The organism is Pseudoalteromonas sp. SR44-2 (genome assembly GCF_014163745.1).
Lineage (GTDB): Bacteria > Pseudomonadota > Gammaproteobacteria > Enterobacterales > Alteromonadaceae > Pseudoalteromonas > Pseudoalteromonas distincta.
This window is the reverse complement of record NZ_JACJDW010000009.1, coordinates 1-26,303: the sequence shown is the minus strand read 5'-3', so window position 1 is coordinate 26,303 and position 26,303 is coordinate 1. Positions and strand designations below refer to the sequence as shown.

General features: G+C 40.2%; 24 protein-coding genes. 15 read left to right on the top strand and 9 right to left on the bottom strand.

Annotation, left to right across the window (positions count from 1 at the left end):
• Positions 1-170: 170 nt before the first annotated feature.
• The 3 genes from ftsX to ftsY form a co-directional block, all read right to left on the bottom strand.
• A complete protein-coding gene (gene ftsX, locus H5115_RS07510) occupies positions 171-1,157 on the bottom strand; it encodes a permease-like cell division protein FtsX (RefSeq protein WP_165744576.1) in 987 nt (328 codons plus the stop codon).
• Entirely contained in the window at positions 1,154-1,831 is a 678-nt protein-coding gene (gene ftsE / locus H5115_RS07505) for a cell division ATP-binding protein FtsE (protein ID WP_002957793.1), read from the bottom strand. The genes ftsX and ftsE overlap by 4 nt, the downstream gene beginning before the upstream one ends.
• 87 nt (positions 1,832-1,918) lie before the next feature.
• Positions 1,919-4,030, bottom strand: a complete 2,112-nt coding sequence (gene ftsY, locus H5115_RS07500; protein ID WP_182754543.1) for a signal recognition particle-docking protein FtsY — start codon at positions 4,028-4,030, stop codon at positions 1,919-1,921.
• A gap of 207 nt (positions 4,031-4,237) precedes the next feature.
• On the opposite strand from ftsY, the gene rsmD reads away from it, so the two are divergent.
• From rsmD to H5115_RS07430, 14 genes are all read left to right on the top strand, one after another.
• Positions 4,238-4,843 (top strand): 16S rRNA (guanine(966)-N(2))-methyltransferase RsmD, encoded by a 606-nt coding sequence (rsmD, locus tag H5115_RS07495; protein ID WP_182754541.1) that lies wholly within the window; start codon positions 4,238-4,240, stop codon positions 4,841-4,843.
• 145 nt (positions 4,844-4,988) lie between these two features.
• Positions 4,989-5,204: a 30S ribosomal protein S21 gene (gene rpsU, locus H5115_RS07490; protein WP_002957797.1), complete on the top strand. Its 216-nt coding sequence runs from the start codon at positions 4,989-4,991 to the stop codon at positions 5,202-5,204.
• Positions 5,205-5,223: 19 nt separating this feature from the next.
• Positions 5,224-5,670, top strand: a complete 447-nt coding sequence (locus tag H5115_RS07485) for a GatB/YqeY domain-containing protein (RefSeq protein ID WP_182671436.1) — start codon at positions 5,224-5,226, stop codon at positions 5,668-5,670.
• A 244-nt stretch (positions 5,671-5,914) separates the two neighbouring features.
• Complete coding sequence (gene dnaG / locus H5115_RS07480; RefSeq protein ID WP_165744708.1) at positions 5,915-7,666, top strand: DNA primase; 1,752 nt, start codon at positions 5,915-5,917, stop codon at positions 7,664-7,666.
• 390 nt (positions 7,667-8,056) lie between these two features.
• Positions 8,057-9,907, top strand: a complete 1,851-nt coding sequence (rpoD, locus tag H5115_RS07475; RefSeq protein ID WP_002957800.1) for an RNA polymerase sigma factor RpoD — start codon at positions 8,057-8,059, stop codon at positions 9,905-9,907.
• A 67-nt stretch (positions 9,908-9,974) separates the two neighbouring features.
• Positions 9,975-10,856, top strand: a complete 882-nt coding sequence (gene prmA / locus H5115_RS07470) for a 50S ribosomal protein L11 methyltransferase (protein WP_002957801.1) — start codon at positions 9,975-9,977, stop codon at positions 10,854-10,856.
• 282 nt (positions 10,857-11,138) lie between these two features.
• On the top strand, positions 11,139-12,110 hold the full coding sequence (gene dusB, locus H5115_RS07465) for a tRNA dihydrouridine synthase DusB (RefSeq protein ID WP_024603689.1): 972 nt from the start codon (positions 11,139-11,141) through the stop codon (positions 12,108-12,110).
• Positions 12,111-12,129: 19 nt separating this feature from the next.
• Positions 12,130-12,420: a DNA-binding transcriptional regulator Fis gene (gene fis, locus H5115_RS07460; RefSeq protein ID WP_002957804.1), complete on the top strand. Its 291-nt coding sequence runs from the start codon at positions 12,130-12,132 to the stop codon at positions 12,418-12,420.
• A gap of 325 nt (positions 12,421-12,745) precedes the next feature.
• Positions 12,746-14,332, top strand: coding sequence for a bifunctional phosphoribosylaminoimidazolecarboxamide formyltransferase/IMP cyclohydrolase (gene purH, locus H5115_RS07455; RefSeq protein WP_024603688.1), 1,587 nt, complete (start codon positions 12,746-12,748; stop codon positions 14,330-14,332).
• A 106-nt stretch (positions 14,333-14,438) separates the two neighbouring features.
• On the top strand, positions 14,439-15,260 hold the full coding sequence (locus tag H5115_RS07450) for a class I SAM-dependent methyltransferase (RefSeq protein WP_182671440.1): 822 nt from the start codon (positions 14,439-14,441) through the stop codon (positions 15,258-15,260).
• Positions 15,261-15,275: 15 nt separating this feature from the next.
• A complete protein-coding gene (purD, locus tag H5115_RS07445) occupies positions 15,276-16,559 on the top strand; it encodes a phosphoribosylamine--glycine ligase (protein ID WP_182754539.1) in 1,284 nt (427 codons plus the stop codon).
• Positions 16,560-16,671: 112 nt separating this feature from the next.
• Positions 16,672-19,212, top strand: a complete 2,541-nt coding sequence (locus H5115_RS07440) for an EAL domain-containing protein (protein WP_182754537.1) — start codon at positions 16,672-16,674, stop codon at positions 19,210-19,212.
• 22 nt (positions 19,213-19,234) lie between these two features.
• A complete protein-coding gene (locus tag H5115_RS07435) occupies positions 19,235-20,044 on the top strand; it encodes a DUF2797 domain-containing protein (protein WP_182675549.1) in 810 nt (269 codons plus the stop codon).
• A gap of 6 nt (positions 20,045-20,050) precedes the next feature.
• Complete coding sequence (locus tag H5115_RS07430) at positions 20,051-20,344, top strand: hypothetical protein (protein WP_182675548.1); 294 nt, start codon at positions 20,051-20,053, stop codon at positions 20,342-20,344.
• Between the two features lie 13 nt (positions 20,345-20,357).
• On the opposite strand, the gene H5115_RS07425 is transcribed toward H5115_RS07430, so the two are convergent.
• From H5115_RS07425 to H5115_RS07400, 6 genes are all read right to left on the bottom strand, one after another.
• Entirely contained in the window at positions 20,358-21,275 is a 918-nt protein-coding gene (locus tag H5115_RS07425; protein ID WP_076925013.1) for a histone deacetylase family protein, read from the bottom strand.
• Between the two features lie 118 nt (positions 21,276-21,393).
• On the bottom strand, positions 21,394-22,935 hold the full coding sequence (locus tag H5115_RS07420; protein ID WP_182754536.1) for a serine hydrolase: 1,542 nt from the start codon (positions 22,933-22,935) through the stop codon (positions 21,394-21,396).
• A gap of 15 nt (positions 22,936-22,950) precedes the next feature.
• Complete coding sequence (locus H5115_RS07415; RefSeq protein ID WP_182754534.1) at positions 22,951-23,445, bottom strand: gamma-glutamylcyclotransferase family protein; 495 nt, start codon at positions 23,443-23,445, stop codon at positions 22,951-22,953.
• A 27-nt stretch (positions 23,446-23,472) separates the two neighbouring features.
• Positions 23,473-24,111, bottom strand: a complete 639-nt coding sequence (locus H5115_RS07410) for a LysE family transporter (protein ID WP_182695498.1) — start codon at positions 24,109-24,111, stop codon at positions 23,473-23,475.
• A gap of 11 nt (positions 24,112-24,122) precedes the next feature.
• The gene (locus H5115_RS07405; RefSeq protein WP_002957816.1) at positions 24,123-24,896 is read right to left on the bottom strand and encodes a hypothetical protein; all 774 of its coding nucleotides are present in this window, start codon (positions 24,894-24,896) and stop codon (positions 24,123-24,125) included.
• A 47-nt stretch (positions 24,897-24,943) separates the two neighbouring features.
• On the bottom strand, positions 24,944-25,429 hold the full coding sequence (locus H5115_RS07400; RefSeq protein WP_002957817.1) for a CreA family protein: 486 nt from the start codon (positions 25,427-25,429) through the stop codon (positions 24,944-24,946).
• Positions 25,430-25,636: 207 nt separating this feature from the next.
• On the opposite strand from H5115_RS07400, the gene H5115_RS07395 reads away from it, so the two are divergent.
• Positions 25,637-25,966, top strand: a complete 330-nt coding sequence (locus tag H5115_RS07395; protein WP_002957818.1) for a 5-carboxymethyl-2-hydroxymuconate Delta-isomerase — start codon at positions 25,637-25,639, stop codon at positions 25,964-25,966.
• Positions 25,967-26,303 lie beyond the last annotated feature (337 nt).

Here is a 26,303-nt window from a genome sequence, read left to right as displayed (position 1 = left end):
AATTGAGGGATTGCAGCCAATTAACCTAACCGCATCACCTTATTTACAACTCATTACTTTATGGGAGGATAGTACACAAATATGACAGTTTTAATAACGGGAGGTACAACCCAGTCCGATACGATACGCATATCAAGCTGGGTTGGTTCACTTATAGTTTGCAGGGTTTTTTATACTTTATCGGGTTCTATTTCTTTAATATATCGATTTACAGAAAGGTACGAGCCTACAAATCCTAAGCTTGTTGCAAGCAACACTAAAAAGCCGAGTTCATTAAGCGATAATCCTATTAACGAAAAACTTGTTTGATACACCCCCGCCACACTGCTCACAGCGCTTGAAAGCCACCACATCATCAGTCCTACGCATATAAAGGCAAACAAACCACCTATTACACCATACCAAATACCGGTCCACAAAAATGGGGCATGTATAAAGGTGTTCGTTGCGCCTACTAACTTCATTACTTGTATTTCTTCTTTTTTATCCATGATCGACAAACGAATGGTGTTACCAATAATAAGTGTCACTGAGGTAAGTAGTAATAATGCGATGGTTATTACACTTTCTTTAAGTAAATCTAGTAATGCATTTAAACGCTCTAACCAGGCTATATCGAGCTTACCAAAATCAACTTCACGTTCACTTTCTAATTTAGTTAGCAGTACTTTAGCGGCATTTGGGTGTCTGTGACGTTTTGTTGGAGTAACGAGTACCACATCCGGTAATGGATTTTTATCTAAATACTCCAAAGCTTGCCCAAAGCCAGATACATCTTTAAATTCAGTTAATGCCTGTTGTTTTGAAATAAATTCAACACTTTCCACTTCTGGGTAAAGTGCTAAACGCTTTACTAATGTTTGCGTTTCTTGCTCGTTCATACTTTCTTTTACGAACAACGATATTTCACTCGCCTCTTCAAAGCCACTACTCACTTGCTGTACGTTTTTAACGACCAAGTAAAGTGTTGCAGGTAACGTTAGGCTCAAACCAAGTACAGCGATAGTCATCATAGATGCAAGCGGTGTGCGCCACATTTCACCTAAGCTATGCACACCTTGGCGAAAAATATTAATAATAAAAAAATAACTGCCAGCTAATACTGATTTTTTTTGCTTGTCGTTACTATTTTGGCGACCTTTAAAAAGTAAACTCATAGTGCCCCCTCAGCAAGCGGGTCTTGAAGCATACGGCCATCTTTTAAGGTTAAGCTACGGTACTTCATACGTGCAACCAAACCCAAATCATGCGTTGCGATAAGAACAGTGGTACCGTGTTTATTAAAGTCTTCAAACAACTTGAGTATTTCCATTGAAAGCTCTGGGTCAAGATTACCAGTTGGTTCATCAGCTAGTAAAATTGGTGGGGAGTTTACAATAGCTCTGGCAATACCAACACGTTGTTGTTCGCCTCCAGAGAGCATTGAAGGATGACATTTCACTTTGTCAATTAAGCCTACCTTGTCAAGCGCGCCATGGACCCGTTTAGCTATTTGCTTATGGTGAGTCCCCTCAATAATGAGAGGTAATGCCACGTTATCAAAAATAGTGTAGCGTTCTAATAACCTATGATTTTGAAAAATAATACCTATATCACGACGAGCATAAGGAATTTGACGCGAGTTTACTTTGTTTAAATCAACACCGTTGATAAATACACTACCTGCTGAAGGACGTTCCATTAAGCTAATTAACTTAAGCAACGTACTTTTACCCGCACCACTGTGGCCAGTTAAAAAGGCAAGTTCACCCGGTTTAATATGAAAATTAACTTTTTCGAGGGCGCGGTGCCCTCCAGGATAGGTCTTACTTACTTGCTGAAAATTTATCATCTTTTTATTATGCCAACTCCATTAACACATTAACGAAATTAGTATTCCTCGCAATTAAAAAGGGAGCTAGCTCCCTTTTTTGGTAAATTAAACGTCGTCCTCATCTTGGCTAAATAACGCATCAATAAAATCATCGCTTTTAAAAGCGCGTAAATCATCAATACCTTCACCAACACCAATGTAACGAATTGGAATATTAAACTTATCTGCAACCGCAAAAATAACACCACCCTTTGCAGTTCCATCAAGTTTTGAAAGCGTAATACCAGTTAAACCAACACATTGATTAAACAGGTTTACTTGGCTAATTGCATTTTGCCCTGTGCCTGCATCGATAGTTAGCATCACTTCGTGCGGCGCATCAGGATCAATCTTTTTCATTACACGAGCTATTTTTTCAAGCTCTTGCATTAAATTATCTTTATTTTGCAAGCGCCCAGCTGTATCAGCAATTAACACATCTATATTACGTGCTTTAGCCGCTTGGAATGCATCAAACACAACTGATGCACTATCTGCACCTGTATGCTGTGCAATAACGGGAATGCTGTTACGTTCACCCCAAACCTGAAGCTGCTCAACAGCTGCCGCTCTAAACGTATCACCAGCAGCCAGCATAACCGACTTGCCTTCGTTTTGAAATTGCTTAGCCATTTTACCAATAGTCGTTGTTTTACCAACACCATTTACGCCTACCATTAAAATAACAAACGGCTTTTTATCTTCGCTTATGACTAAAGGCTGTTCTGCCGTTTTAAGCATCGCAGCCATTTCTTGTTTCATTAACTCATAAAGCGCATCACCATCTTTTAACTGTTTACGGTTCGCTGCATCAGTTAAACGATCAATCAACTTCATGGTGGTATCAACGCCTAAATCGGCGGTGAGTAATTGAGTTTCAAGATCTTCAAATAATTCGTCGTCTATTTTTTTTCCACTAAAAATAGACGCAAAACCAGAACCTATATTAACGCGAGTCTTTAACAAGCCTTTTTTAAGGCGAGAGAAAAACCCTTCTTTTTTTGGCTTTTCGGCTTTTTTAGCTTCTTCAATTGCAAGTTCTGCTATGATACGTTCTTGTTCTAAACGCTCATTTTCTGCTTCTTCAGCTGCAATACGTTCTTGCTCTAAACGCTCATTTTCTGCTTTTTCAGCTGCAAGGCGCTCTTGCTCTAAACGCTCATTTTCTGCTTTTTCAGCTGCAAGGCGTTCTTGTTCTAAACGCTCATTTTCTGCTTTTTCAGCTGCAAGGCGTTCTTGTTCTAAACGCTCGTTTTCTGCTTCTTCAGCTGCAATACGTTCTTGCTCTAAGCGTTCATTCTCTGCCTTTTCAGCTGCAAGGCGTTCTTGTTCTAAACGCTCATTTTCTGCTTGTTCAGCTGCAAGGCGTTCTTGCTCTAATCGTTCATTCTCTGCTTTTTCAGCTACAAGGCGTTCTTGCTCTAAGCGTTCATGCTCTGCTTTTTCAGCTGCAATACGTACTTGCTCTAAGCGCTCATTTTCTGCTTTTTCAGCCGCAATGCGTTCTTGCTCTAAAAGCGTCTGCGCTTCTTGTTCTGCTAAGCGCTTCGCTTGCTCTTGCCTTTGAGCTTCAGCATCCGCTTGTTCTTTTGCTAATAAATCAGCATTCGCTTGCTCTATTGCCAGCTTTTCGGCTTTGATTGCCTCATCTTGTTTTTCAAGGCGTATTTGCTCTAGTCGCTCAGCCTCTACTTTTTCTGCCGCTAATCGTTCTTGCTCTAAGCGCATCTCTTTTTCTTGATCGGCTAAACGTTGCGCATGTTCTTGTCTTTGCGCCTCGGCATCTGCTTGCTGTTTTGCAAGCAATTCAGCATTGGCCTGCTCAATGGCAATCTTTTCCGCGTTTTCAGCACGCTGGCGTTCTTGTTCTAAACGCTCTGTTTCAGCCTCTGCTTTTAACCGTTCAGCTTCAGCTTGCTCTTGCGCTAGTTTTTCTTGCTCTAAACGTGTTGCTTCAATTTTTTCAGCAGCGATACGCTCTTGCTCTAAGCGCTCTGTTTCAGCCTCAGCTTTTAAACGGTCAGCTTCAGCTTGCTGCGCTAGTTTTTCTTGCTCTAGCTTCTGCGCCTCTTCTTGCGCTAATACTTGTTGTTTATCAGCTGCTGCTTTTTGCTCTGCTTCTTTTTTATCTGACTTGCCAAAACCGAGCCACGACATGAATTTACTTTTTTTTGTCATACTTGCTAATAACCACTTATAAAAATCTGATAAACTAAAATTTGAAATAGCTTGGCAATGCCCAGCAATAGTTGCTAATAAATACAACCATTCAAAACGTAAGTGTTCAATAGTAACACTTTTAATGCGGTTGAAAAATGAAGCTACACGTAATCGCCCATAATATTATCTGAGCTAGATACCATATACCATTTTTTAGTGAGCTAAATGAGAAAAAAAACAACGCAAAATAAAGCTACTAACAAGCCCAGTGATGGCTTTATTAGAGTGATTAGTGGTCAATTTAGAGGCCGTAAACTCCCTGTTAAAAACGTAGAAGGCTTGAGACCTACTACCGATCGAATTAAAGAAACTGTATTTAATTGGCTAATGCAAGATACGCGTGACGCAAATGTACTTGATTGTTTTGCCGGTTCTGGTGGATTGGGATTTGAAGCACTATCTCGATTTGCTAAAAGCGCTACATTCATCGAGCTCGACTCATTAGCTGCTAAGCAATTAGAACAAAATATTAGCACTTTAAAGCTCGACAACGCATACATTAAACATACCAATTCGCTCTCCTTTTTAGAGCAAAAAAACACAAACGAAGCTTTTAATCTTGTATTTGTTGACCCACCATTTCGTAAAGATTTAGCGCAAACAACCTGCAATTTATTAGAAAAAAACCAATGGTTAAGCAACGACGCTTTAATTTATGTTGAAGTAGAGGCAGAGCTAGCCGCCTTAGAAACACCAACCAACTGGTTGTTAATTAAAGAAAAAAAGGCGGGACAAGTACTTTGCCAACTGTACCAGCGCCAAGCAAATTAATACTGTTTAACGTAATGCGTTTCTGTTAATATTGTCCTTTACATGTGGTGTTGCTTCGGATTACAATACCGCACCATTTTTGAACCACTTGATCAATGTTTGATCAACTTGAGCAACGCTCATAATTTAGGTAGGTGAATTTTTAATGCCAGTAATTAAAGTAAGAGAGAACGAACCGTTTGACGTAGCACTTCGTCGCTTCAAGCGTTCATGTGAAAAAGCAGGAATCCTTTCAGAAGTTCGTCGTCGCGAGCACTATGAAAAACCAACAGCTGAGCGTAAGCGTAAAAAAGCTGCTGCAGTTAAACGTCACATGAAAAAACTTTCTCGTGATAACGCTCGTCGCGTTAAATTATACTAATATATTAGGTCTTGTATAAATGAGCCTTTTAATAACGCTAAAAGATGCGCAAAAAGATGCGATGAGAGCTAAAGACAAGCAACGTCTTAACCCTATTCGTATGGTACTTGCTGCAATCAAGCAACGTGAAATTGACGAGCAAATAACGCTAGACGACGCAGGTATTACCTCCGTTATAGTGAAGCTTGTTAAACAACGTCGTGACTCTTACACTCAGTACAAAGATGCTGGGCGTGATGATTTAGCTGATATTGAAGCCAATGAAATAGTAGCGCTTGAAACTTTTTTACCTCAACAATTGAGTGAAGAAGAAATAATTGCTCTCATTGACGCGGCTATTGCTGATACTAATGCAGCAGGTATGCAAGACATGGGTAAGGTAATGGGTGTAATCAAAAGCAAAGCTGAAGGTCGAGCCGATATGGGTAAGATTTCTGGTTTAATTAAGCAACGATTAACTGCCTAATACTCCCACATACATTAAAGTATGATTGAAGTAAACCGAGCCTAGCGCTCGGTTTCTTTGTTTTTAACTTTAATAAAAAGTACACCGATTAGGTTACTTTAAAATGAAATTTTTTATAGCTTCCCTATTTATTTCGCTGTCATTTTGGTAAGTTAAAGCACACTATATTTCGCATCAAGCAAGTATAAAAAAGTAAATTTCATATTCGTTCTTCTTCTTATTATTTCAGGACTGTATTTTACTAATGGCCGGAAAGATCCCACGTAACTTTATAGACGATTTACTTGCCAGAACCGATATTGTCGACCTGATAGACTCAAAAGTAGGTCTAAAAAAAGCAGGTAAGGATTATCAAGCTTGCTGCCCATTTCATAACGAAAAGTCCCCATCGTTTACCGTATCTCAAGACAAACAGTTTTATCACTGCTTTGGGTGTGGCGCTAATGGTAATGCAATTTCGTTTGTAATGGAGTACGAAAAGCTAGAGTTTGTAGATGCTATTGAAGAAATAGCTAGCATGCTTAACTTAGAAGTACCTCGAGAACAAGGCGCAAATTCAGCACCAGAGCGTACGGCTGCGCAAAAGCGCTCCGATTACGACTTAATGCTTCATACTGCTCGCTTTTATCAGCACCAATTAAAACACCATAGTAATTCTGCTGCTGTTATTGAGTATGTTAAAGGCCGTGGTTTAAGCGGTGAAACTGTTAAAAAATTTATGATTGGCTACGCTCCCAGTGAATGGGATGGGCTATGCCTACAGCTTGGTCGTAATAAAGAACAAAAAGAGCAATTAGTTGAGCTAAAGCTAGCTTCAGAAAAAACACCAGGCAGACAATTTGATTTTTTCCGCGATCGCCTAATGTTCCCTATTCGCGATAAACGCGGACGCGTTATTGCATTTGGTGGGCGTGTAATGCAAGCCGACCAAGGGCCAAAATATCTAAACTCGCCAGAAACCCGAATTTTCCATAAAGGCTTTGAGCTTTATGGACTTTACGAAGCAAAGCAAGCCCATAAAAAACTTGACCATGTAATGATTGTTGAAGGTTATATGGATGTGGTGGCTCTTGCTGAGCAAGGGATTGAATATGCAGTTGCATCACTGGGGACAGCAACAACAAGCGAGCACATGCACACTTTATTTAGAACTACTGATAAAGTAATCTGTTGTTACGATGGCGACAGGGCTGGCCGTGATGCAGCTTGGCGGGCACTTGAAAATGCACTCCCTTATTTAAACGATGGTAAAGCACTACAATTTGCATTTTTACCAGATGGCGAAGACCCTGACTCGCTTGTACAAAAAGAAGGTAAGGAGCAATTCGAATTGCGCCTAAGCCAAGCAGATGACTTTACCAAAGTATTGTTTAATAAATTAAGCCAAGAAGTTGATTTAACACTCGATTCAGGAAAAGCTAAACTTCTTAGTGCAGCACTTCCACTAATTGAAAAAATTCCAAGTGAGTTTTATCAAGAAAACATTCTTGAACAATTAGGACGCTTAATTGGCAGAACGCGTGAGCAGTTGAATAGCCGTTTAAAAACGCCTAAACAACAACACTCTATTGAACGTAAATTTAAAATAACACCTATGCGCCAAGCTATCGGTATATTGATCCAGCACCCTAATTTAGCTAAAAGTGTGCCGTATTTACCTGAGCTTGCACAAATGAACATTGCTGGCATAGGGCTGTTATTACGATTACAAGAACAAGCTTTAGAAAAAGAAAATGTGACCACTGCGCAACTGCTCGAGTTTTTTCGAGGAACTGAAGATTACGAGCCATTAATCAAGCTTGCAACGTGGCAACATGAGATAAATGAAGAACGTTTAGAGACGGTTTTTAAAAATACTTTCAAGTTTATTGAAGATCAGTGTTTAAATTATCGACTCGAGACCCTATTAATAAAGGACAAGACACAAGGCCTTAGTAGCGATGAAAGGCTTGAGTGTCATTTGTTAATGACAGCGTTAAAAGCGACTAACAGCTAGGGTCTGTTTATCTTTCGAGGTTAAGTTTACAGCAGTGTGTTTGGTATTTAGGCAAGACAGAGCCTATGTAGTGTGGTTATTCCACATAAATAGGCGATAACGCAGCATAAATGCCAAACACGCGCTGCCCTTTGGGTTCGACCCAAGGGAGGTTTATTCTTTGTTGCTCGGTTTTTACTTAGCCCACTAGGTTACAAACCTCGCGCCGCGATTAAACCACCCTTGGATAGAACAAACTTTAATCCTGAAAGACCGACAGACCCTAGTCAAAATTGATTTAAACTGTTATACTGTGCTATTCACTGCGTCACATTATTCTAGTTAGCTTTAATGCAAACTACATGATGGCGCCTGTTGTATCAACTTATCAGAGTGGAAGAAACAATCTCTATGGATCCAACTCCTCAGTCACAATTAAAACTTCTGATTCAGAAAGGTAAAGAGCAAGGCTACTTAACTTTTGCAGAAGTAAATGATCACCTTCCACAAGACATTATAGACTCAGATCAAGTAGAAGATATCATAAGCATGATTAATGACATGGGTATCAAGGTTAGCGAAAACGCGCCTGATGCTGATGAATTAATGATGCAAGAAACAACGACAGACGAAGACGCAGCTGAAGCTGCCGCTGCAGCCCTTGCGACTGTAGAAAAAGAAATCGGCCGTACAACGGATCCAGTTCGCATGTACATGCGCGAAATGGGTACTGTTGAGCTTCTTACACGTGAAGGCGAAATTGTAATCGCTAAACGTATTGAAGAAGGCATTAATCAAGTACAGATTTCTGTTGCAGAGTACCCTGAAGCAATCACTTACCTACTAGAGCAGTGGGATAAGTTTGAAGCTGAAGAAATGCGTTTAAGCGATATTATCGTTGGCTTTATCGATCCTAATGAAGATACAGCGCCAATTTCAGCAACTAACATCGGTTCAGAATTAAGTGCTAAGCAACTTGAGGACGACGATAAAGATGACAAAGATGATGCTGATAGCGATGATGAAGATGAAGAAGAGATAGACACAGGGCCAGATCCTGAAGAAGCTCGTATTCATTTTGAAAATTTACGTGATTTATATAATAAAGCACGTGATACGTTTGAAGCTAAAGGTCGTTCGCATCCTGAATCACAAGCAGCCATTTTTGAAATTGGTGAGCTTTTCAGAACATTTAAATTAATACCTAAACAGTTTGACCGCATGGTAAATAACATGCGTGAAATGATGGATCGTGTTCGTGTTCAAGAACGCCTAATCATGAAGCAAGCTGTTCAAATTGCTAAATTACCAAAGAAAACATTCGTTAAGCATTTTGCTAATAACGAAACTGACGCTTCTTGGGTTGATTTAGAAATTTCAGGTAACGAAAAGTATTCAGCTAAACTTGAAGAAGTTAAGCCAGAAATCATTCGTAGCATTAATAAATTATCTGTTATTGAACAAACAACAGGTTTAAGCATTGAGCGTATTAAAGACATCAACCGTCGAATGAGCATAGGTGAAGCGAAAGCACGCCGTGCGAAAAAAGAAATGGTTGAAGCTAACTTACGTCTTGTAATCTCAATTGCTAAAAAATACACAAACCGTGGCTTACAATTCTTAGATTTAATCCAAGAAGGTAACATTGGTCTGATGAAAGCGGTTGATAAGTTTGAATATCGCCGTGGTTATAAGTTCTCTACTTATGCTACGTGGTGGATACGTCAAGCAATCACACGCTCTATTGCTGACCAAGCAAGAACAATCCGTATCCCTGTACATATGATTGAAACGATTAATAAACTTAACCGTATCTCTCGTCAAATGTTACAAGAAATGGGTCGTGAGCCAAATCCAGAAGAATTAGCAGAACGCATGATGATGCCTGAGGATAAAATCCGTAAGGTACTTAAGATTGCTAAAGAGCCAATTTCAATGGAAACACCAATCGGTGATGATGAAGATTCTCACTTAGGTGACTTTATCGAAGATACAACTATTGATTCGCCAATCGATTCGGCAACAATGGAATCTCTTCGTGGCGCAACTAACGATGTACTTGCAGGCTTAACAGCTCGTGAAGCTAAAGTACTACGTATGCGTTTTGGTATTGATATGAATACCGACCACACCTTAGAAGAAGTAGGTAAACAGTTTGACGTAACACGTGAACGTATTCGTCAAATAGAAGCGAAAGCGCTGCGTAAATTACGCCACCCTTCTCGCTCAGATTTACTGAAAAGCTTTTTAGACGCTAAATAATTTAGCGCTACTATATAAACTAAAAAGGCCGCTATAGCGGCCTTTTTTCTATTTGAAGGAAATAACCATGGCTTGGATCCAAATTCGTATTAATGCCAATGCTGCAACAGCTGATGCCGTAAGCGATCTATTAATGGAAGCTGGTAGTGCTTCAGTAACCTTTATTGACGCAAAAGACACCCCTATCTACGAGCCTAAAATTGGCACTGTTGTGTTCTGGGCTGATACCACAGTTATTGGCTTGTTCGAAGCTAATCATGATATGAACGCAGTCGTTGCGTTATTAAAGCGCCATGATGAGCTAAAAGACAATTTAGTATACAAAATCGAGCAACTTGAAGATAAAGACTGGGAACGTGAATGGATGGATAACTTCCACCCTATTCAATTTGGTGAAAAACTATGGATTTGCCCAAGCTGGCGCGATATTCCTGACCCTGATGCTGTAAATGTATTGCTAGACCCTGGCCTTGCTTTTGGCACGGGCACACATGCAACAACGGCCTTGTGCCTTAAATGGTTAGAAAGCCAAGATCTGACGGGTAAAACGGTTGTTGATTTTGGTTGTGGTTCAGGCATTTTAGGTATTGCAGCTATAAAACTAGGTGCAGAGCGTATGATTGGGATAGATATTGACCCTCAAGCGCTTGAAGCAAGCCTTGATAACGCGAACCGAAATGGTGTTGCAGACAAACTCGAAGTATACCTTCCAGAAAACCAACCTGAGTTTAGTGCAGATATAGTAGTGGCAAATATTTTAGCCCAGCCACTTCGCGAATTACATAGTGTGATTTTAGGGTTATTAAAGCCAGGTGGTAAAATTGCCATGTCGGGTATTTTAGAAGAACAAGCGCAATCGGTTGCTGACATTTATGCACCGTTCATTGAACTAGATGACATTGCCGTTGAAGGTGATTGGACTCGAGTAAGTGGCACTAAAAAAGCGTAATAAATCGAACAATCAAATCTAGAGCATTAACTCAAAACATGCATGTAAAGCCTGTATTTAACAGGCTTTACTATTTTTTTACATATCCAAAAATTTTCTAGTTATCTTATAAAAAATAAAATCTGTATGAATTTCAAACAAATCAACCTACTTGTCATGTGGTTATCAAATGTCAATACGAAAAGGGCAAAAAAAAGTTACTTTTGTTCAATTTATAGCCTTTGATTTTTGTGAAAAAAACCGTAAACTTAGCGCCCCTTGAAAAGAGGCCTATTGAATATAGTGCGTATCGGTAAATACCAACTTGAGAATAATGTAATTGTCGCGCCAATGGCAGGCATTACAGACAGACCATTCAGACAACTTTGTCGACGCTTAGGTGCGGGCTTAGCTGTGTCTGAAATGCTATCGTCAAATCCTAAGGTTTGGAAAACAGAAAAGTCGATGAACCGTATGGATCACAGCGGTGAGTCGGGTATACGCGCGGTGCAAATTGCAGGAGCAGATCCTGAGCTTATGGCGCAGGCCGCACAATTCAATGTTGCTAATGGTGCACAGATCATAGATATCAATATGGGGTGCCCAGCAAAAAAAGTGAACAAGAAACTCGCAGGCTCTGCCTTATTACAGTTTCCTGAACTTGTGGAAGAGATTATTGATGCAGTCGTTAATGCTGTTGATATACCTGTGACACTTAAAATCCGTACAGGATGGGATCCGGATAACCGTAATGGTGTAGAGATTGCGAGAATAGCTGAACGTTATGGCATTGCATCACTTGCTGTACATGGGCGTACGCGCGCATGTATGTACAAAGGTGATGCTGAGTACGCCACGATTAGGGATATAAAACGTTCAGTGTCGATTCCTGTTGTTGCCAATGGTGATATTACATCACCAGAAAAAGCAAAACAGGTTTTAGACTATACGGGTGCAGATGCCATTATGATTGGCCGAGCCGCCCAAGGTCGCCCTTGGATATTTAGGGAGATAGACCACTATTTGCGAACTGGGGAACATTTACAGCCACCTGCTATTGCAGAGGTGCGCAGTATATTAATGGAGCATTTAACAAACCTCCATATGTTTTACGGTGAGCCAATGGGAGCGCGAATTGCTCGCAAACATGTATCTTGGTATTTGCAAACCCATGACAGTGATGGTCAGTTTAGGCGAGTATTTAATGCGCTCGACAACCCACAGGCACAGGTCGTCGCATTAGAGCAATACTTTAAAACACTAGCAGCTAACTAAGAAAGAAAGAGACTTAATAATGTTCGAACAAAACGTGACTTCTCCATTTATCACTAACCCTCATGTTCAGTCACACGAGAAACCGCAGCCATTGCGTGATGCAGTAAAAAAAGCTGTTCACCACTATTTAAAGCAGCTTAACGGTCAAGATGTGCAAGACGTTTACGACCTTGTTCTTTCAGAGCTAGAAGCGCCATTACTTGAAGAAGTAATGACATATACACGTGGTAACCAAACTCGTGCAGCAATTTTACTAGGTATCAACCGTGGTACTTTACGTAAAAAGCTTAAAAAATACGGCATGAACTAATACCAATTATATTGAAAGCGTAAGTATTCTAACGAGCTAAACAAGCCCATAACGTAGTTAAAAATTTTTTATGTAGAATAACTACACTGCAAAATTTTTGCCTTGTTATAGACTTGTTTTTCTATCGTTATTACTACTTACTAATCCAATACAACTGGTATTATGCAAAAAAAGCACCTTAGGGTGCTTTTTTTATGCCTACAGTTTATTAACTAAATTGCAAAATGCTCACGCTTATTGAGCCTTTATAAGTCGTTTTTTGAGTAGTAATCAGTTAAAATGCCCGCTTCTAAGCTAGCTCATTAACTGAGGAAATCAAACTACAATGGATACTCATCGTCCCATTCGTCGCGCACTATTAAGTGTGTCTGATAAAACCGGTATTGTTGAATTTGCCCGCGCACTTGAAGCGCAAGGCGTTGATATTTTATCAACTGGCGGCACATGTAAACTACTTGCTGATAACGCCATAAAAGTGACTGAAGTATCAGATCACACAGGCCACCCTGAAATCATGGATGGTCGCGTAAAAACTCTTCACCCAAAAATTCACGGCGGCATATTAGCCCGTCGCGGACAAGATGAAAGCGTAATGGCAGATAACAACATTTCTGCTATCGACATAGTTGTAGTTAACTTATACCCCTTTGCGAATACAGTCGCTCAAGAAAACTGCAGCCTTGAAGATGCCATTGAAAATATTGATATTGGCGGCCCTACAATGGTTCGTGCAGCAGCTAAAAACCACAAAGATGTAACAATCGTGGTAAACGCGAGCGACTACGACCGTGTTATTAGTGAAATGCAAAACAACAATGGTTCAACAACGTACAAAACACGTTTTGATTTAGCGATTGCCGCCTACGAGCACACTGCACAATACGATGGCATGATTGCTAACTACTTCGGTAAAATGGTGCCTGATTACACCGAGGAAGCTGCTGTAGAGACTAAATTCCCACGTACTATCAATATGCAGTTCACTAAAAAGCAAGATATGCGTTACGGTGAAAACTCACATCAAGATGCTGCTTTTTATGTTGAAAATGACATTGCTGAAGCATCAGTTGCAACAGCAACTCAATTGCAAGGTAAGGCCCTTTCGTTTAACAACATTGCAGATACCGATGCAGCACTTGAATGTGTTAAAGAATTTGACGTACCTGCGTGCGTAATTGTAAAACATGCTAATCCGTGTGGTGTTTCAATTGGGGACAATATTCTACAAGCATACGAGCGCGCTTTTAAAACAGACCCTACATCAGCATTTGGTGGCATTATTGCCTTTAACCGAGAGCTAGATGCAGCAACTGCACAAGCAATTGTTGACCGTCAGTTTGTTGAAGTAATTATTGCACCTAGTATTTCGAGCGACGCTGCAAAAATTGTTGAAGCTAAAAAGAACGTGCGCCTATTAGAGTGTGGACAGTGGACAGGTAAAGCCGCAGGCCAAGATATTAAACGCGTTAACGGCGGTATTTTAGTTCAAGACCGCGACTTAGGCATGGTAACGCAAGGCGACTTAAAAGTTGTTTCTAAGCGCCAGCCTTCTGAGCAAGAACTTAAAGATTTACTGTTTTGCTGGAAAGTAGCTAAGTTTGTTAAATCAAACGCAATTGTTTATGCCCGTGACGGTATGACCATTGGTGTGGGCGCAGGCCAAATGAGTCGCGTATACTCAGCTAAAATTGCAGGTATAAAAGCCGCCGACGAAAACCTTGAAGTTAAAGGTTCAGTTATGGCGTCTGACGCATTCTTCCCATTCCGTGATGGCATTGACGCAGCAGCAGCCGCTGGCATTACTGCGGTAATTCAGCCTGGAGGCTCGATGCGTGATGAAGAAGTGATTGCAGCTGCTGATGAAGCTGGCATGGCAATGGTACTAACTGGTATGCGCCATTTCCGCCACTAATCACACAAAGGGTTAAACGTTGGTTTAACCCTTTTTGTTTGCTATAAATTCACGTATTCTGATTATTCAATAACCTATTTAAAATTATAATGTGAAGGAACAAACAATGAAATTTGCGCTAAAATCGCTACTTGTAGCCACACTAACAATGACATCGACTATGGCGCTTAGCCATAACCACGAATCAAGCCTTGAACATGCACTTCAATCAAGCGAACGCAATGCTAAAAACAGCGCTCGTGATGAATATCGTCACCCAGCTCAAACACTTGCATTTTTTGGCTTTAAACCAACCATGACAGTTGTTGAAATTGCACCCGGTGGTGGTTGGTATAGTGAAATTTTAGCGCCAGCATTAAAAGAGCAAGGCACTTATTATGCCGCGCACTTTCCTGCTGATTCATCAGTTGGCTACTACCAACGCTCTCTTGCAGGCTTTAAACAAAAAGTAGCTGAAGATGAGCGCTTTAGTAGCGTTAAAATTACTGAATTTGCACCTGTAACACATTTAGATATTGCGCCAGCTGGCAGTGCCGATATGGTTTTAACATTTCGTAATGTACATAACTGGTATATGGGCAAAGATAAAAGCGGTGCATTAAGTGCATTCCAAGCTTTTTATAAAGCCCTTAAACCAGGTGGTACATTAGGTTTAGTTGAACACCGTTTAGCTGAAGAACGTGCTGATGAAGATCAAAAAACATCAGGTTATATGAAGCAGAGCTACGTAGTAGACCTTGCTGAACAAGCTGGGTTTGAATTAGTAGCAAGCAGTGAAATAAATGCAAATCCAAAAGATACAGCCGATCACCCTAAAGGTGTATGGACGCTACCACCAAGCTTAAGACTCGGCGAACAAGATGCTGACAAATATAAAGCCATTGGTGAAAGCGACCGCATGACGCTGAAATTTAAGAAACCGCTTTAAATAGGAATTTTCGCCATGAATGTTTTAGTCATTGGCAGCGGCGGCCGCGAACACGCACTTGCGTTTAAAGCCGCTCAAAACACCAAAGTAAATACTGTATTTGTAGCCCCTGGTAATGCAGGTACTGCACTTGAACCAAAACTTGAAAACGTAGCAATAAACGTTGACGACTTAGATGGTTTACTTAATTTTGCACAGCAAAATAAGGTAGAGCTTACTATTGTAGGTCCAGAAATACCGTTAGTACTGGGTGTTGTTGATAAGTTTCGTGAACATAACATGGCTATTTTTGGACCAACGGCGGGCGCAGCTCAGCTTGAAGGTTCGAAATCGTTTACTAAAGACTTTTTAGCACGTCATAAAATCCCAACGGGCGACTACCAAACGTTTGAACAAATTGAGCCTGCCATTGCTTATTTAAAAGAGAAAGGCGCGCCAATTGTTGTAAAAGCAGATGGTTTGGCTGCGGGTAAAGGCGTAATTGTAGCCATGACGGAGGCCGATGCCGAAGAAGCGATTCGCGATATGCTTGCGGGTAATGCTTTTGGCGATGCGGGAAGTCGTGTTGTTATTGAAGAGTTTTTAGACGGTGAAGAAGCGTCTTTCATCGTAATGGTTGATGGTAAAAACGTATTACCATTTGCAACCAGCCAAGATCATAAACGCGCTTACAATGGCGATGCGGGTCCTAACACGGGTGGCATGGGTGCATACTCACCTGCACCAGTTGTTACTGATGAAATCCACCAGCGTATTATGAACGAAGTGATCTACCCTACGGTAGAAGGCATGGCAAGCGAAGGCCATCCGTACACCGGCTTTTTATATGCAGGTTTAATGATTGACGAAACAGGCACCCCTAAAGTAATTGAGTACAATTGTCGCTTTGGCGATCCTGAAACTCAACCAATGATGCTACGTTTGCAATCAGATTTGGTTGAATTGATTGAAGCTGCTAACCGTGTAGAACTTGATAAAACAACAATTGAGTTTGACCCACGCGCAGCCGTTGGTGTTGTACTTGCCGCTAAAGGCTACCCTGGTGATTACCCTAAAGGTGACGCTATTTCGGGGCTAAAAGTGGATTACCCTGCAGGTGAAAAAGTGTTTCATGCGGGTACTAAACAAAGTGGCAATGACGTTGTAACCGCAGGCGGTCGCGTATTATGCGCAACAGCACTTGGTAACACTGTTACGCAAGCGCAGCAACGCGCCTATGAGCTTGTTAAACAAATTAGCTGGGATGGTATGGAATATCGTACAGATATAGCTTACCGTGCTATTGCACGCGAGCAATAGCCTATAATACCTATTCATTGGTATAACCAATTAATTTAACTAAAAAAGCGCAGTTTCCCTGCGCTTTTTTAGTGCTACACTAATTAAAAGGTTTTTTAAAAGTAAATTAACGTTGGAACTAAGAGCTTTACGTTACCATGCAATTGCTGTTGCCATACTGATTTTTATATTTTTTATAATCAGTACATTGGCATCAAACTTAGTCGTGCCTACACGATATACAATTGATAAAACGGCTCCAATGTACCTCGATTACGCCTACTATATTGACAAAACCAAAACTAAAACATTCGATACCATCATTAACCAACCTGAATTACTTACTCATCAACCATTTTCAGATGTTCCATGGAGCTTTAGCCAACAAAATTATTGGTTGTTTCTTGATTTAGAAAATAAAAGCCTTAACAAGCAAAATGTTGTGGCACATTTTGACAACCCTATGGTCGATCACCTTACAGTTTATCGCCTCGATAAAAATAACAAACTAGTTGAAACATACAAACTCGGCGATAAAGAAGAAGCCCTCTCTTTGTTTGAATACAGCGTACCGCATATTCGCTTTTTAGTAGAAAGAAAATCATCACAACGCCTAGTAATAAAAATAGACACAATCGGCATAAGTAAAACACCTGTAAACTTGTATCGTGATAAAGAGTTTATTGACTTAGTGCGATCTCAAACTGGGATCTGGGGTATTTTTGTAGGCGTGCTATTGATGGCTGCGCTTTATAACTTGGTGCTTTATTTTGGTATAAAAGACCGTGTTTATTTAATTTATATTGGCTACATCGTCAGCGCTATTACACTAATGGGTGCAGTACTGGGCTTTGGTTTTTATTTATGGCCTAAGCAATGGCAGCTCTTTATTCACGAACAAATTGTATTTAGTAATTATGGGGTCGCCTTTTTCACCCTTGCTTTTTGCACCATGTTTTTGCGCTATCATAAAGATAAATGTTGGCGTTACAAAATGAGCATAGCTCTACTTTGGCTTATGTTTACTTTTGCTGTATGTAGCTTGTTTATTCCTGAAAATATAGCGGCTCCTATCTTTTTTGGTGTAATGGTACTGCTTTATATTACCTGTATTATTTTAATATATAACAAGTTACGCAGTGGTTTTAGGTGGGCTAAATTTTATGTTTTATCATGGATACCGCTAATTTTTGGTGCGGCAATTCAACCTATGGAACTCACTGGTGTTTTACCGTATACCTTTGCAACCCGCCATGCCTTTTTAGTCGCTATTTTGTGTGAAGTTATTTTAATGGCGATGGCATTAGCAGACAGGGTAAGGTATCAGCGAGAACGTGCGCTTTATCATGCCACGCATACACAACAAACACGATTACTTAATAGCTCCAAGCTAAAACAAGCATTTATGGCACTACAGAGCCAAAACCGCTCAACAACGTTATGTTTAATAAAAATACGTCACTTTAATTCACTCAATACGATTATTACCTCTTCTCAGGGCTACACACTTATAAAGCATATAGCCAAAGAGCTTGAATTAGAACTCAGCCATGAACGTGAATTTACAAACCTCGAAACAGATTTAAACACCAGTCCTCGCTTAGCCGATTTAAGCAGTGGTGTATTTGCCTGTATTTCTACAAAAACACAAAACCAAGAAATGCTAGAAGCACTACTGACTAAAATAATTAGTAGCCTACCAAAACAATATGAAATTAAAGGGCTAAACCTGCAGCTTAGTTACAGTATAGGTATTAGTAGTGCAGGCAAGACTAACGACTTTGAATATTGGTTAAAGCGTGGTTATTTAGCGCTTAAAAAAGCAAAAGGTAGCGTTAATCAAGTTGGGTCATCGTCAAACGGTAATAATCTGATGATGGACGTTGCTCTAGCCGCTAAGCTGCAACAAGCAATCAAAACAAATCAACTGGCGCTTTATTACCAACCTCAAATAAACTTATTAAGTAACCACGTAAGTGGTGCTGAAGCTTTATTACGTTGGCCCGACCCAACTTACAGCAACTTATCAATTGAAGAGCTAATAACACTTGCTGAACACACAGGTATTATTAACGAGCTAACACTGTGGGTAATAGAGCAAGCCTGTAAAGACATAGTTGAGCTTACAAAAAATGGCTATAACGAGCACACAATTAGCGTAAATTTAAGTGCTAAAAACTTAACCATAAATAATTTAGCCGAAAAAGTAGAAAATATTTTAATTAAATACCAAGTGCCGGCACACTTACTTAAATTTGAACTAACCGAATCGGCCTTCGTAGATAGCCAGGATGCACTTATAAAGTTAGTTGATGAGCTAACCTCATTAGGTATTAAAGTAGTACTGGATGACTTTGGGACAGGCTACGCGTCACTTAGCTACTTAGTTAATTATCACTTTAGTGAGCTTAAAATAGATAAGTCATTTGTTTTTGATTTGCCTAATAACCCAACTCACCAAGTTATTGTACAAACTGCCATTGATATGGCGCATAACCTCAATTTATCAATAACAATTGAGGGAGTAGAAACCCAAGAAATCCATCACTTGCTCAAAGATATGAACGCTGATTCCGCCCAAGGTTATTTATACGCAAAAGCACTGCCTTACACCGACTATTTACACTTCTTAAAAAGCCAATATAGCTTAAAAATGTTAGACTCCTCTTTTTAACATCTTTAGGGGCCAAGTAAAGATGCAAGGCACACTGCGTAAACTAAAATCGAGCTTAACCGAACCAGTACAATATCACTTACCTGTAGGTGAACACTTAGTAGACTTAAATGCATTTATAGGTAAGGAGCTTACGCTTACCTTTAGTGGCACTATTTTATGTTCTAACTGCGGTAAAAAAACCAAAAAAAGCTATTCTCAAGGTCACTGTTTTGTATGTATGCGAAAGCTTGCTAGTTGCGATATGTGCATAATGAAACCAGAAACCTGCCACTACGATCAAGGCACTTGCCGAGAGCCACAGTGGGGCGAAGAAAACTGCATGATCCCACACTATGTGTATCTCGCTAATACCTCTGGATTAAAAGTAGGTATTACCCGCCACACACAAATACCGACTCGCTGGGTTGATCAAGGCGCGACTCAGGCATTACCTATTTTTAAAGTGCAAACTCGCCTGCAATCTGGTTTAGTAGAAGTTGCATTGGCTGAATTTATTGCCGACAAAACTAATTGGCGCAATATGCTAAAAGGTCAAAACGACGCAATTGACTTAAAGGCAGCGGCAGCCGAGCTGATACCACAAATTAGTGAAAAGCTAAACGAGCTCAGTGAATTATTTGGCGCAACAGCAATAGAGCAACTTGATGAAGATGTGGTTAATTTAAACTTTCCAGTAACCGAATACCCAACAAAAATTAGCTCATTTAACTTTGACAAAGACCCTGTTGTAAGTGGTGTTTTACAAGGTATTAAAGGTCAGTACTTAATCTTTGAAAAGGGCGTTATTAATATACGTAAATTTACGTCTTATGAAGTCACCGTAGGCTAACGGGCCATGTTAAACAGCTACCCACAATTATTGGTTATTTATAATGAGCTTGAGATAGCCCATAACCAACAAGAGCAACAAGAGTGCTTGCACAGCGTTACGCAAAGTGAGCTAAGCGATGTGCGAGTACTTAACAAGCAAGGTGACTACCTTAATTTACAAGGCACTGTTTGCCCTAAATTGAATGGCGAGCAACTAGCACAGCTTGTTACAGCTTACTTATTAAATGAAGGACAATGCTGCCTTGGTAAAGTCAAAACCCTGAGCACAGCGCAGGCGTTTGATTTACTAGGGCTATAAACACTCTCTTTATTTAAACCTCAGTAAGCACTTTTATATGCGCTACAGCACTGCGACCTAAAGCTGATAGCGCATAGCCACCTTCTAAATACGAAATAACCCCTTTACAACCGCCCTCTTTAGCAACACCACATAGTTGCTCGGTAAGCCAAATATAGTCATCTTCAACAAATTTTAAGCTTGCCATATCATCTTCTAGGTGAGCATCGAACCCTGCGCTTATAAAAAGTAATTCAGGTTTAAACGCTTTTAATTTTGGTAGCCATTGCTGAGCAAACACCTCTTTTAAATCGTCGCCATTACTGGCAATTGGCAGAGGTGAATTAACTATATGACTATTATTTTTAACCGCTGTATTTGGATAAAACGGATACTGAAATAACGAACAAAGGAGTACATTTTCGTCATCAATAAAAATATCTTGCGTGCCATTACCGTGGTGTACATCAAAATCCGCAATAGCAATGCGCTTAACCCCTTTGCTTTGTGCGTACTTAACAGCAATAGCTAAGTTATTAAACACACAAAACCCAGATGATGAGTTTTTATTAGCGTGATGCCCTGGCGGGCGCACTGAGCAAAAAGCAGCATCGAGTTTATCGGCAAGTATTTCATCAACCGCTAACAATCCTGCACCTACTGCCCGCTCAATCGCTTTAAACGAATCGGGGCACAGCCACGTATCGCCATCTAAATTAGCGAGCCCTTCTGTTGGTAGCGTATTTTCTACGTGTTTAAGTAAAGCTTCATCGTGAGCAAGTAAATAATGTTCACGCTCGGCCTTGGGTGCTTGTAGGTGTGTTAAGCCAACATCTACGCCGCTGGCAAGTAATCTATCGGTTATGGCATCTAGACGCTCTGGGCACTCGGGGTGGTCGTCTATCATTTTATGCTTACGGCAATGAGGATGAGAAATAACAGCGGTACGCATAAAAAGTCCCTTACAAGGTGTAAAAACTTAATATAGCAAAGCCACCGATGGGTGGCTTTGCGACTTTGGTTTATATCAATACTTTAAATATCGATACCTTGAATATCAATATTATTAGCTATTTTGCTTTTAAATGTAGGTTTCTAAAGTCAAAGCTAAAGTCGGTAACTTGTGTTGATACTGCACGCATTTTAGCGCTGTTTACACGGTTTTGTGAGCTCATTTCAAAACGAATAAACGCATCCGCTTCAAGCAGTTTTTCATCCCACTTAACTATAAATGTATTACCAGTGTAATGCTCAAGTGTGCCTTTTAAGCGCTTGGTATGCGTAAAATCAATATGCAATTTACTATCAAGCTGCTCAATAATTACATCGCCATACCAGTCATCGTGCAATGTTCCGGTGTAATTAATATTTGGTAATTGTGGTTGGTAGTCAGCGGGCGCTTCTGGTTTTGAATTAGCATATGCTTGCTGTTTGCCTTCAAAATGACTTTTAGCTAAATCTTCTACCCAGTCTTTATCTTCAAGCTCAAGTGCATCTTCAAGCACTTCATGGGTTACTGCCGAAAGCGCACCAAAAGCTTGTTGATTAGATAAAATAACAATACCGAGTTTTTTCTCAGGCAGTAAAGTAACTTGCGATACCATTCCCAAAATACCACCGCCGTGACCTAGCTTTTTAAAGCCGTGGTAGTCTTCAATACTCCAGCCTAACCCATAACCCCTAAACAGCTGATGATACGATTCAAACGCACTTTTAGACGCCATAGACGTAATATGTGGGTGCCACATTTGCGCTTGTTGCTTTTCACTAAATAGCTGCTCGCCACTTGGCATTTTACCGCCTGCTAATTGCGTACGTAGCCATTGACTCATATCGCTTACACTTGAAGCAATGGCGCCTGCGCCTCTAAAGTCCTCAAGGTAGTTCACAAAAAAGGGATGAAGTGAGCCATCCATAGGAATATGACCTGTTGCCCAGTTAGTGTTGCTTTTTGGGATGCGTGAAAAACCTGCGCGTGAGTTGTCCATGTGTAGCGGCTGTAATATATTTTTTTCGATGTAATCGTTCCAGCTCATACCCGACACACGTGCAACCACTTCGCCAGCGGTAACAAACATCAAGTTGTTATAAGCGTACTTACTACGAAAGCTGCTCGCTGGTTTTAAATACTGTAATCCCGCTAAAATTTCATCAACGGGCTTATCCGTGCTTGGCCAAATCATTAAATCGCCTTGCCCAAGCCCTAGCCCACTGCGATGACTTAATAAGTCACGAATACGCATTTCGCGTGTTACGTACGAATCGTACAATCTAAACTCTGGTAAATGATCAATTACGCGGTCATCCCAGCTTAATTTACCTTCATCAACCAACTTTGCCAGTGCCGCAGTAGTGAATGCTTTTGTGTTTGAAGCAATACCAAATAAAGTGTCTTTGTTTACTTTTTTGTTGGTATCGAGATTAGTTACACCAAAGCCTTTAGCAAATATTACTTTATCATTTTCAACAATGGCAACTGCCATACCGGGTACGTCAAAACGTGCCATTGACGCTTTAATTACGTCGTCAATTTTGTTGGTATCAACTTGTGCCCAGCTGCTAAACGTAGTGCCTGCTAATAGTGCAATTGCGGCAAGTTTGGTTAATTTCATATCAATCCTATTTTATTATTTTTGATGAACTGCAAATTCAATTGCTGCGCGCTCTTGATTGGTGTCGCTTTTTTGTGCGCGATTTAATATGGCATCACTGTATTCTTTTGGTACGCCCGCTTCAAGTGAACCGCGATGAACGTGTTTTATATACCAATCATATGGGAGTACATCGCTGTCATGGGTATTAGCTATATAACAATGTGCGGCTACAGTCTCACCCGTTAAAAGCGTTGGGGCTATATCTACACAATCGTAACCTGGCCCTTCAATACTGTCTAAAATAGCTTTTTCTTCTTCATTGAGCTCATAAATAACGCCGTAAACCAATGCATCTTCTTTATCGCTTGGACAAATACTGCATTTACCTGAGCCATCTTTAAATAGCATATCAAAAGTAAGCTCGTAGCCTTTAAGTACCGCAGTTCCTACACGCTTTACATTGGGCAAGCGCGCTAACAAACGGGTAGATGACATATTAGAACCAAACGAGAAATTATATAGCGGCATTTTTATCTCCTGCGCTTTTTGAATAAGTTAAATAACAACACGTACTGCAAGTGCAATTAAAATAATGCCAATTCCACGGTCAAACCAATAACCGCGTTGTTGGAAAAAGCCCCTTACATTATCGCGAGAAAGCATCATTGAAAGCATTGAAAACCACGCCCAAGTAGCCAATGCCATGTACACGCCGTAGCCGACCTGTACGCTAGTAGGTGTTGTTGGGCTAATCACGAGTGTAAATAACGACATAAAAAATAACGTGGCTTTTGGGTTTAATGCATTGGTGAAAAAGCCGCGCCTAAAAGCCACCCAAACGGGTTCCTCTTGAACGGTTTTGTTTTCAACATCTTTTACAGCCTCGCCTTCATTACTTGCAGGCGGTTTTGCAGCTCTAAGAGCTTGTACGCCTAAGTAAGCTAAATATGCACCAGCAAGGTACTTCAGCGCCATAAATAAACTAGGCGATTGCGTTAAAATAAGCGCAACACCTAAAACGCAATAGGCAACGTGCAGTAAAATAGCAGCGCCAACACCGGCGCTTGTCCACAATGCATTGCGCCTTCCTTGTTGCACACTTTGCTTAAGTACTACGGCAAAGTCGGGCCCAGGGCTTGCTACTGCAAAAAAATGAGCAATAACAATCAGTAAAAATTCATCTAAGTATTCCACGCAAATCCTTGCTAGTTTGGCGAATAAGCTAATAACAGCGGGTTGGCCGAGTTATTTACCAATGCTTTAATTTCTTTTTGTGCTTTTTTAAACTGGCCACGTAAATGCGGCTTTAAATGTTTTTTAGACACCTTATCGTTTTTAAAGTAACTAATTAGGGCATGCATAAATACCGTATGCGTTTCACTTAACTTAGCTTCACGGTTAGCGTATGGGTTATAGCAAGAGCCACACCCGCCTTTAAACTGATACACCGTGTTGCTCATCATCACACCAAACCCTAAAAAACAAGCAAGTGCATCAGCAGCTTGTGGTAAATACTCCCTACCACCAGGCGGCAGCACCCCAACGTGATGAATAAGTATGGTGGCCAGAGTACCCGCATAACTTGCCACTAAATCTTGTGGCTGATTAATCTGATTAGGATTAAAAGAAATATTAATCGTATGGCTTGGCGGCACAATTAAATGGCTGCCTTCGCCACGTATTTCATTGCTAAATTCGAAGTGTGGAAAAACTTGCGGTTGTAATTGCTGCGGTGCAACTAGTTGGATAGGCCATGCGTTCATACCCGCGTAATTAGTAACGCGGTTAAAAACATTGCTCGCCATTTCTTCAATGCTCGATACCGAATCAGGGAAAAAAGTGGCCGTTGGCAGTATTATTTGAGTGTGCTTTGTAAAAAACTCAGCATCAAAGTTTTCTACAGCCCAAATAAATGTATCAATAAGCCATTGCTGCTCTTGCTGCTCTAATAATGGCTTTGATTTAAATAAAGCTAACATAGTGTGCTCTTTTAGGTTTTAGTTTAGGTGCTTACGTAGGTGCTAACTTAGTCTTTTTGTGTAAGCGCCCAGTCCCACGCTTGAGTATTGTATAGCGGCACTGTTGATAGCGCATGGTGGTGGCTACCACTGGACTCTTTAGTTGAGTACGATAAGTACAATAAAGTACGATTTTCAGCATCGTAAATACGACGCACTTTTAGTGATTTAAATAATATACTTTTAGATGATTTAAAGATCACTTCGCCCGACTTGCTACGGTCTATTTTTTGTAGCTGCTGCGCTGTAATTGGCCCCGTTTGACGACACGCTATAGACATATCAGAGGGATCAGAAAAGTCCAAATTAGCCTCTATATGACTAATATGACAAGTAACGCCCTCAACAATAGGATCTTGCTGCGAATTCACCACAACATCTTTAGTTGTAAATAACCCAAGGCTTACCGACGCAACATCGTCAGAGCAAGCACTTAACGTAACAATTGCACCTGCAAGTAAAGCTAAACGTTTAAATTTTTGTGGTAATTTCATACTTATCCTTAATCAATATATAGGTAACTTAGTAGATAAGTTACTAAGCGAAGGTTCACCTGTTTGTTTTTATACTAACATCAAAAATAAATACGACTAAATTAGTTTAAAGTAAAGATTTTAGATAGCTCAGGGTTTAGTGACCCCTCTTGTATTTGGTACAATTACCTCTCGCTCATGTAGTAACTCATAATAGGAAACGCCTAAATGCCGCACATTATTATTGAACACTCAGAAGACCTCCCCGTTTTACCTCAAGTACTGGTAGAAAAAATTCATACTACCGCTTTCGAAAGTAACTTGTTTGAATTAGAAACCATAAAAACACGTGCTATTGCTTATCAGCAATATCAACTTGGCGCAGGAAAATCAGGGTTTATACATATCGCGGTACATATTTTGGCAGGACGCTCAATTGAGCAAAAACAAATGTTAAGCGAACTGCTACTTTCATGTTTAAAAACATATTGCAGAGCATCAGACAGTCTAAGCGTAAATATTTACGATATTGAGCATGAGATATACCGTAAAAATTAGTTAACTCTTGTAGTTTTGAGCAATAAAAGTAAACACTAGTAAGTAAAAAGCCCCAATAGGGGCTTTTTTGTCTTCTGAAATTAAATGCTGAACACTGTCACTTATAAAGCAAAGCATCTGATCTAACGCTGGAATTTAATAGTGCATTCGCACTATTCCAAATTTAAGAAAGCTTAACTTAATCTATAGATTAATTTTATTTAGATTACGTTTATTATTAGGGGTAACTAAAGAATAAAAATTACACAATATTAAATTAATGTAGCTTTAAATAATTTGGATAGGTATTTACTTGGGAAATTTGTAAAAGTGGTGGCCCCTCCCAGACTCGAACTGG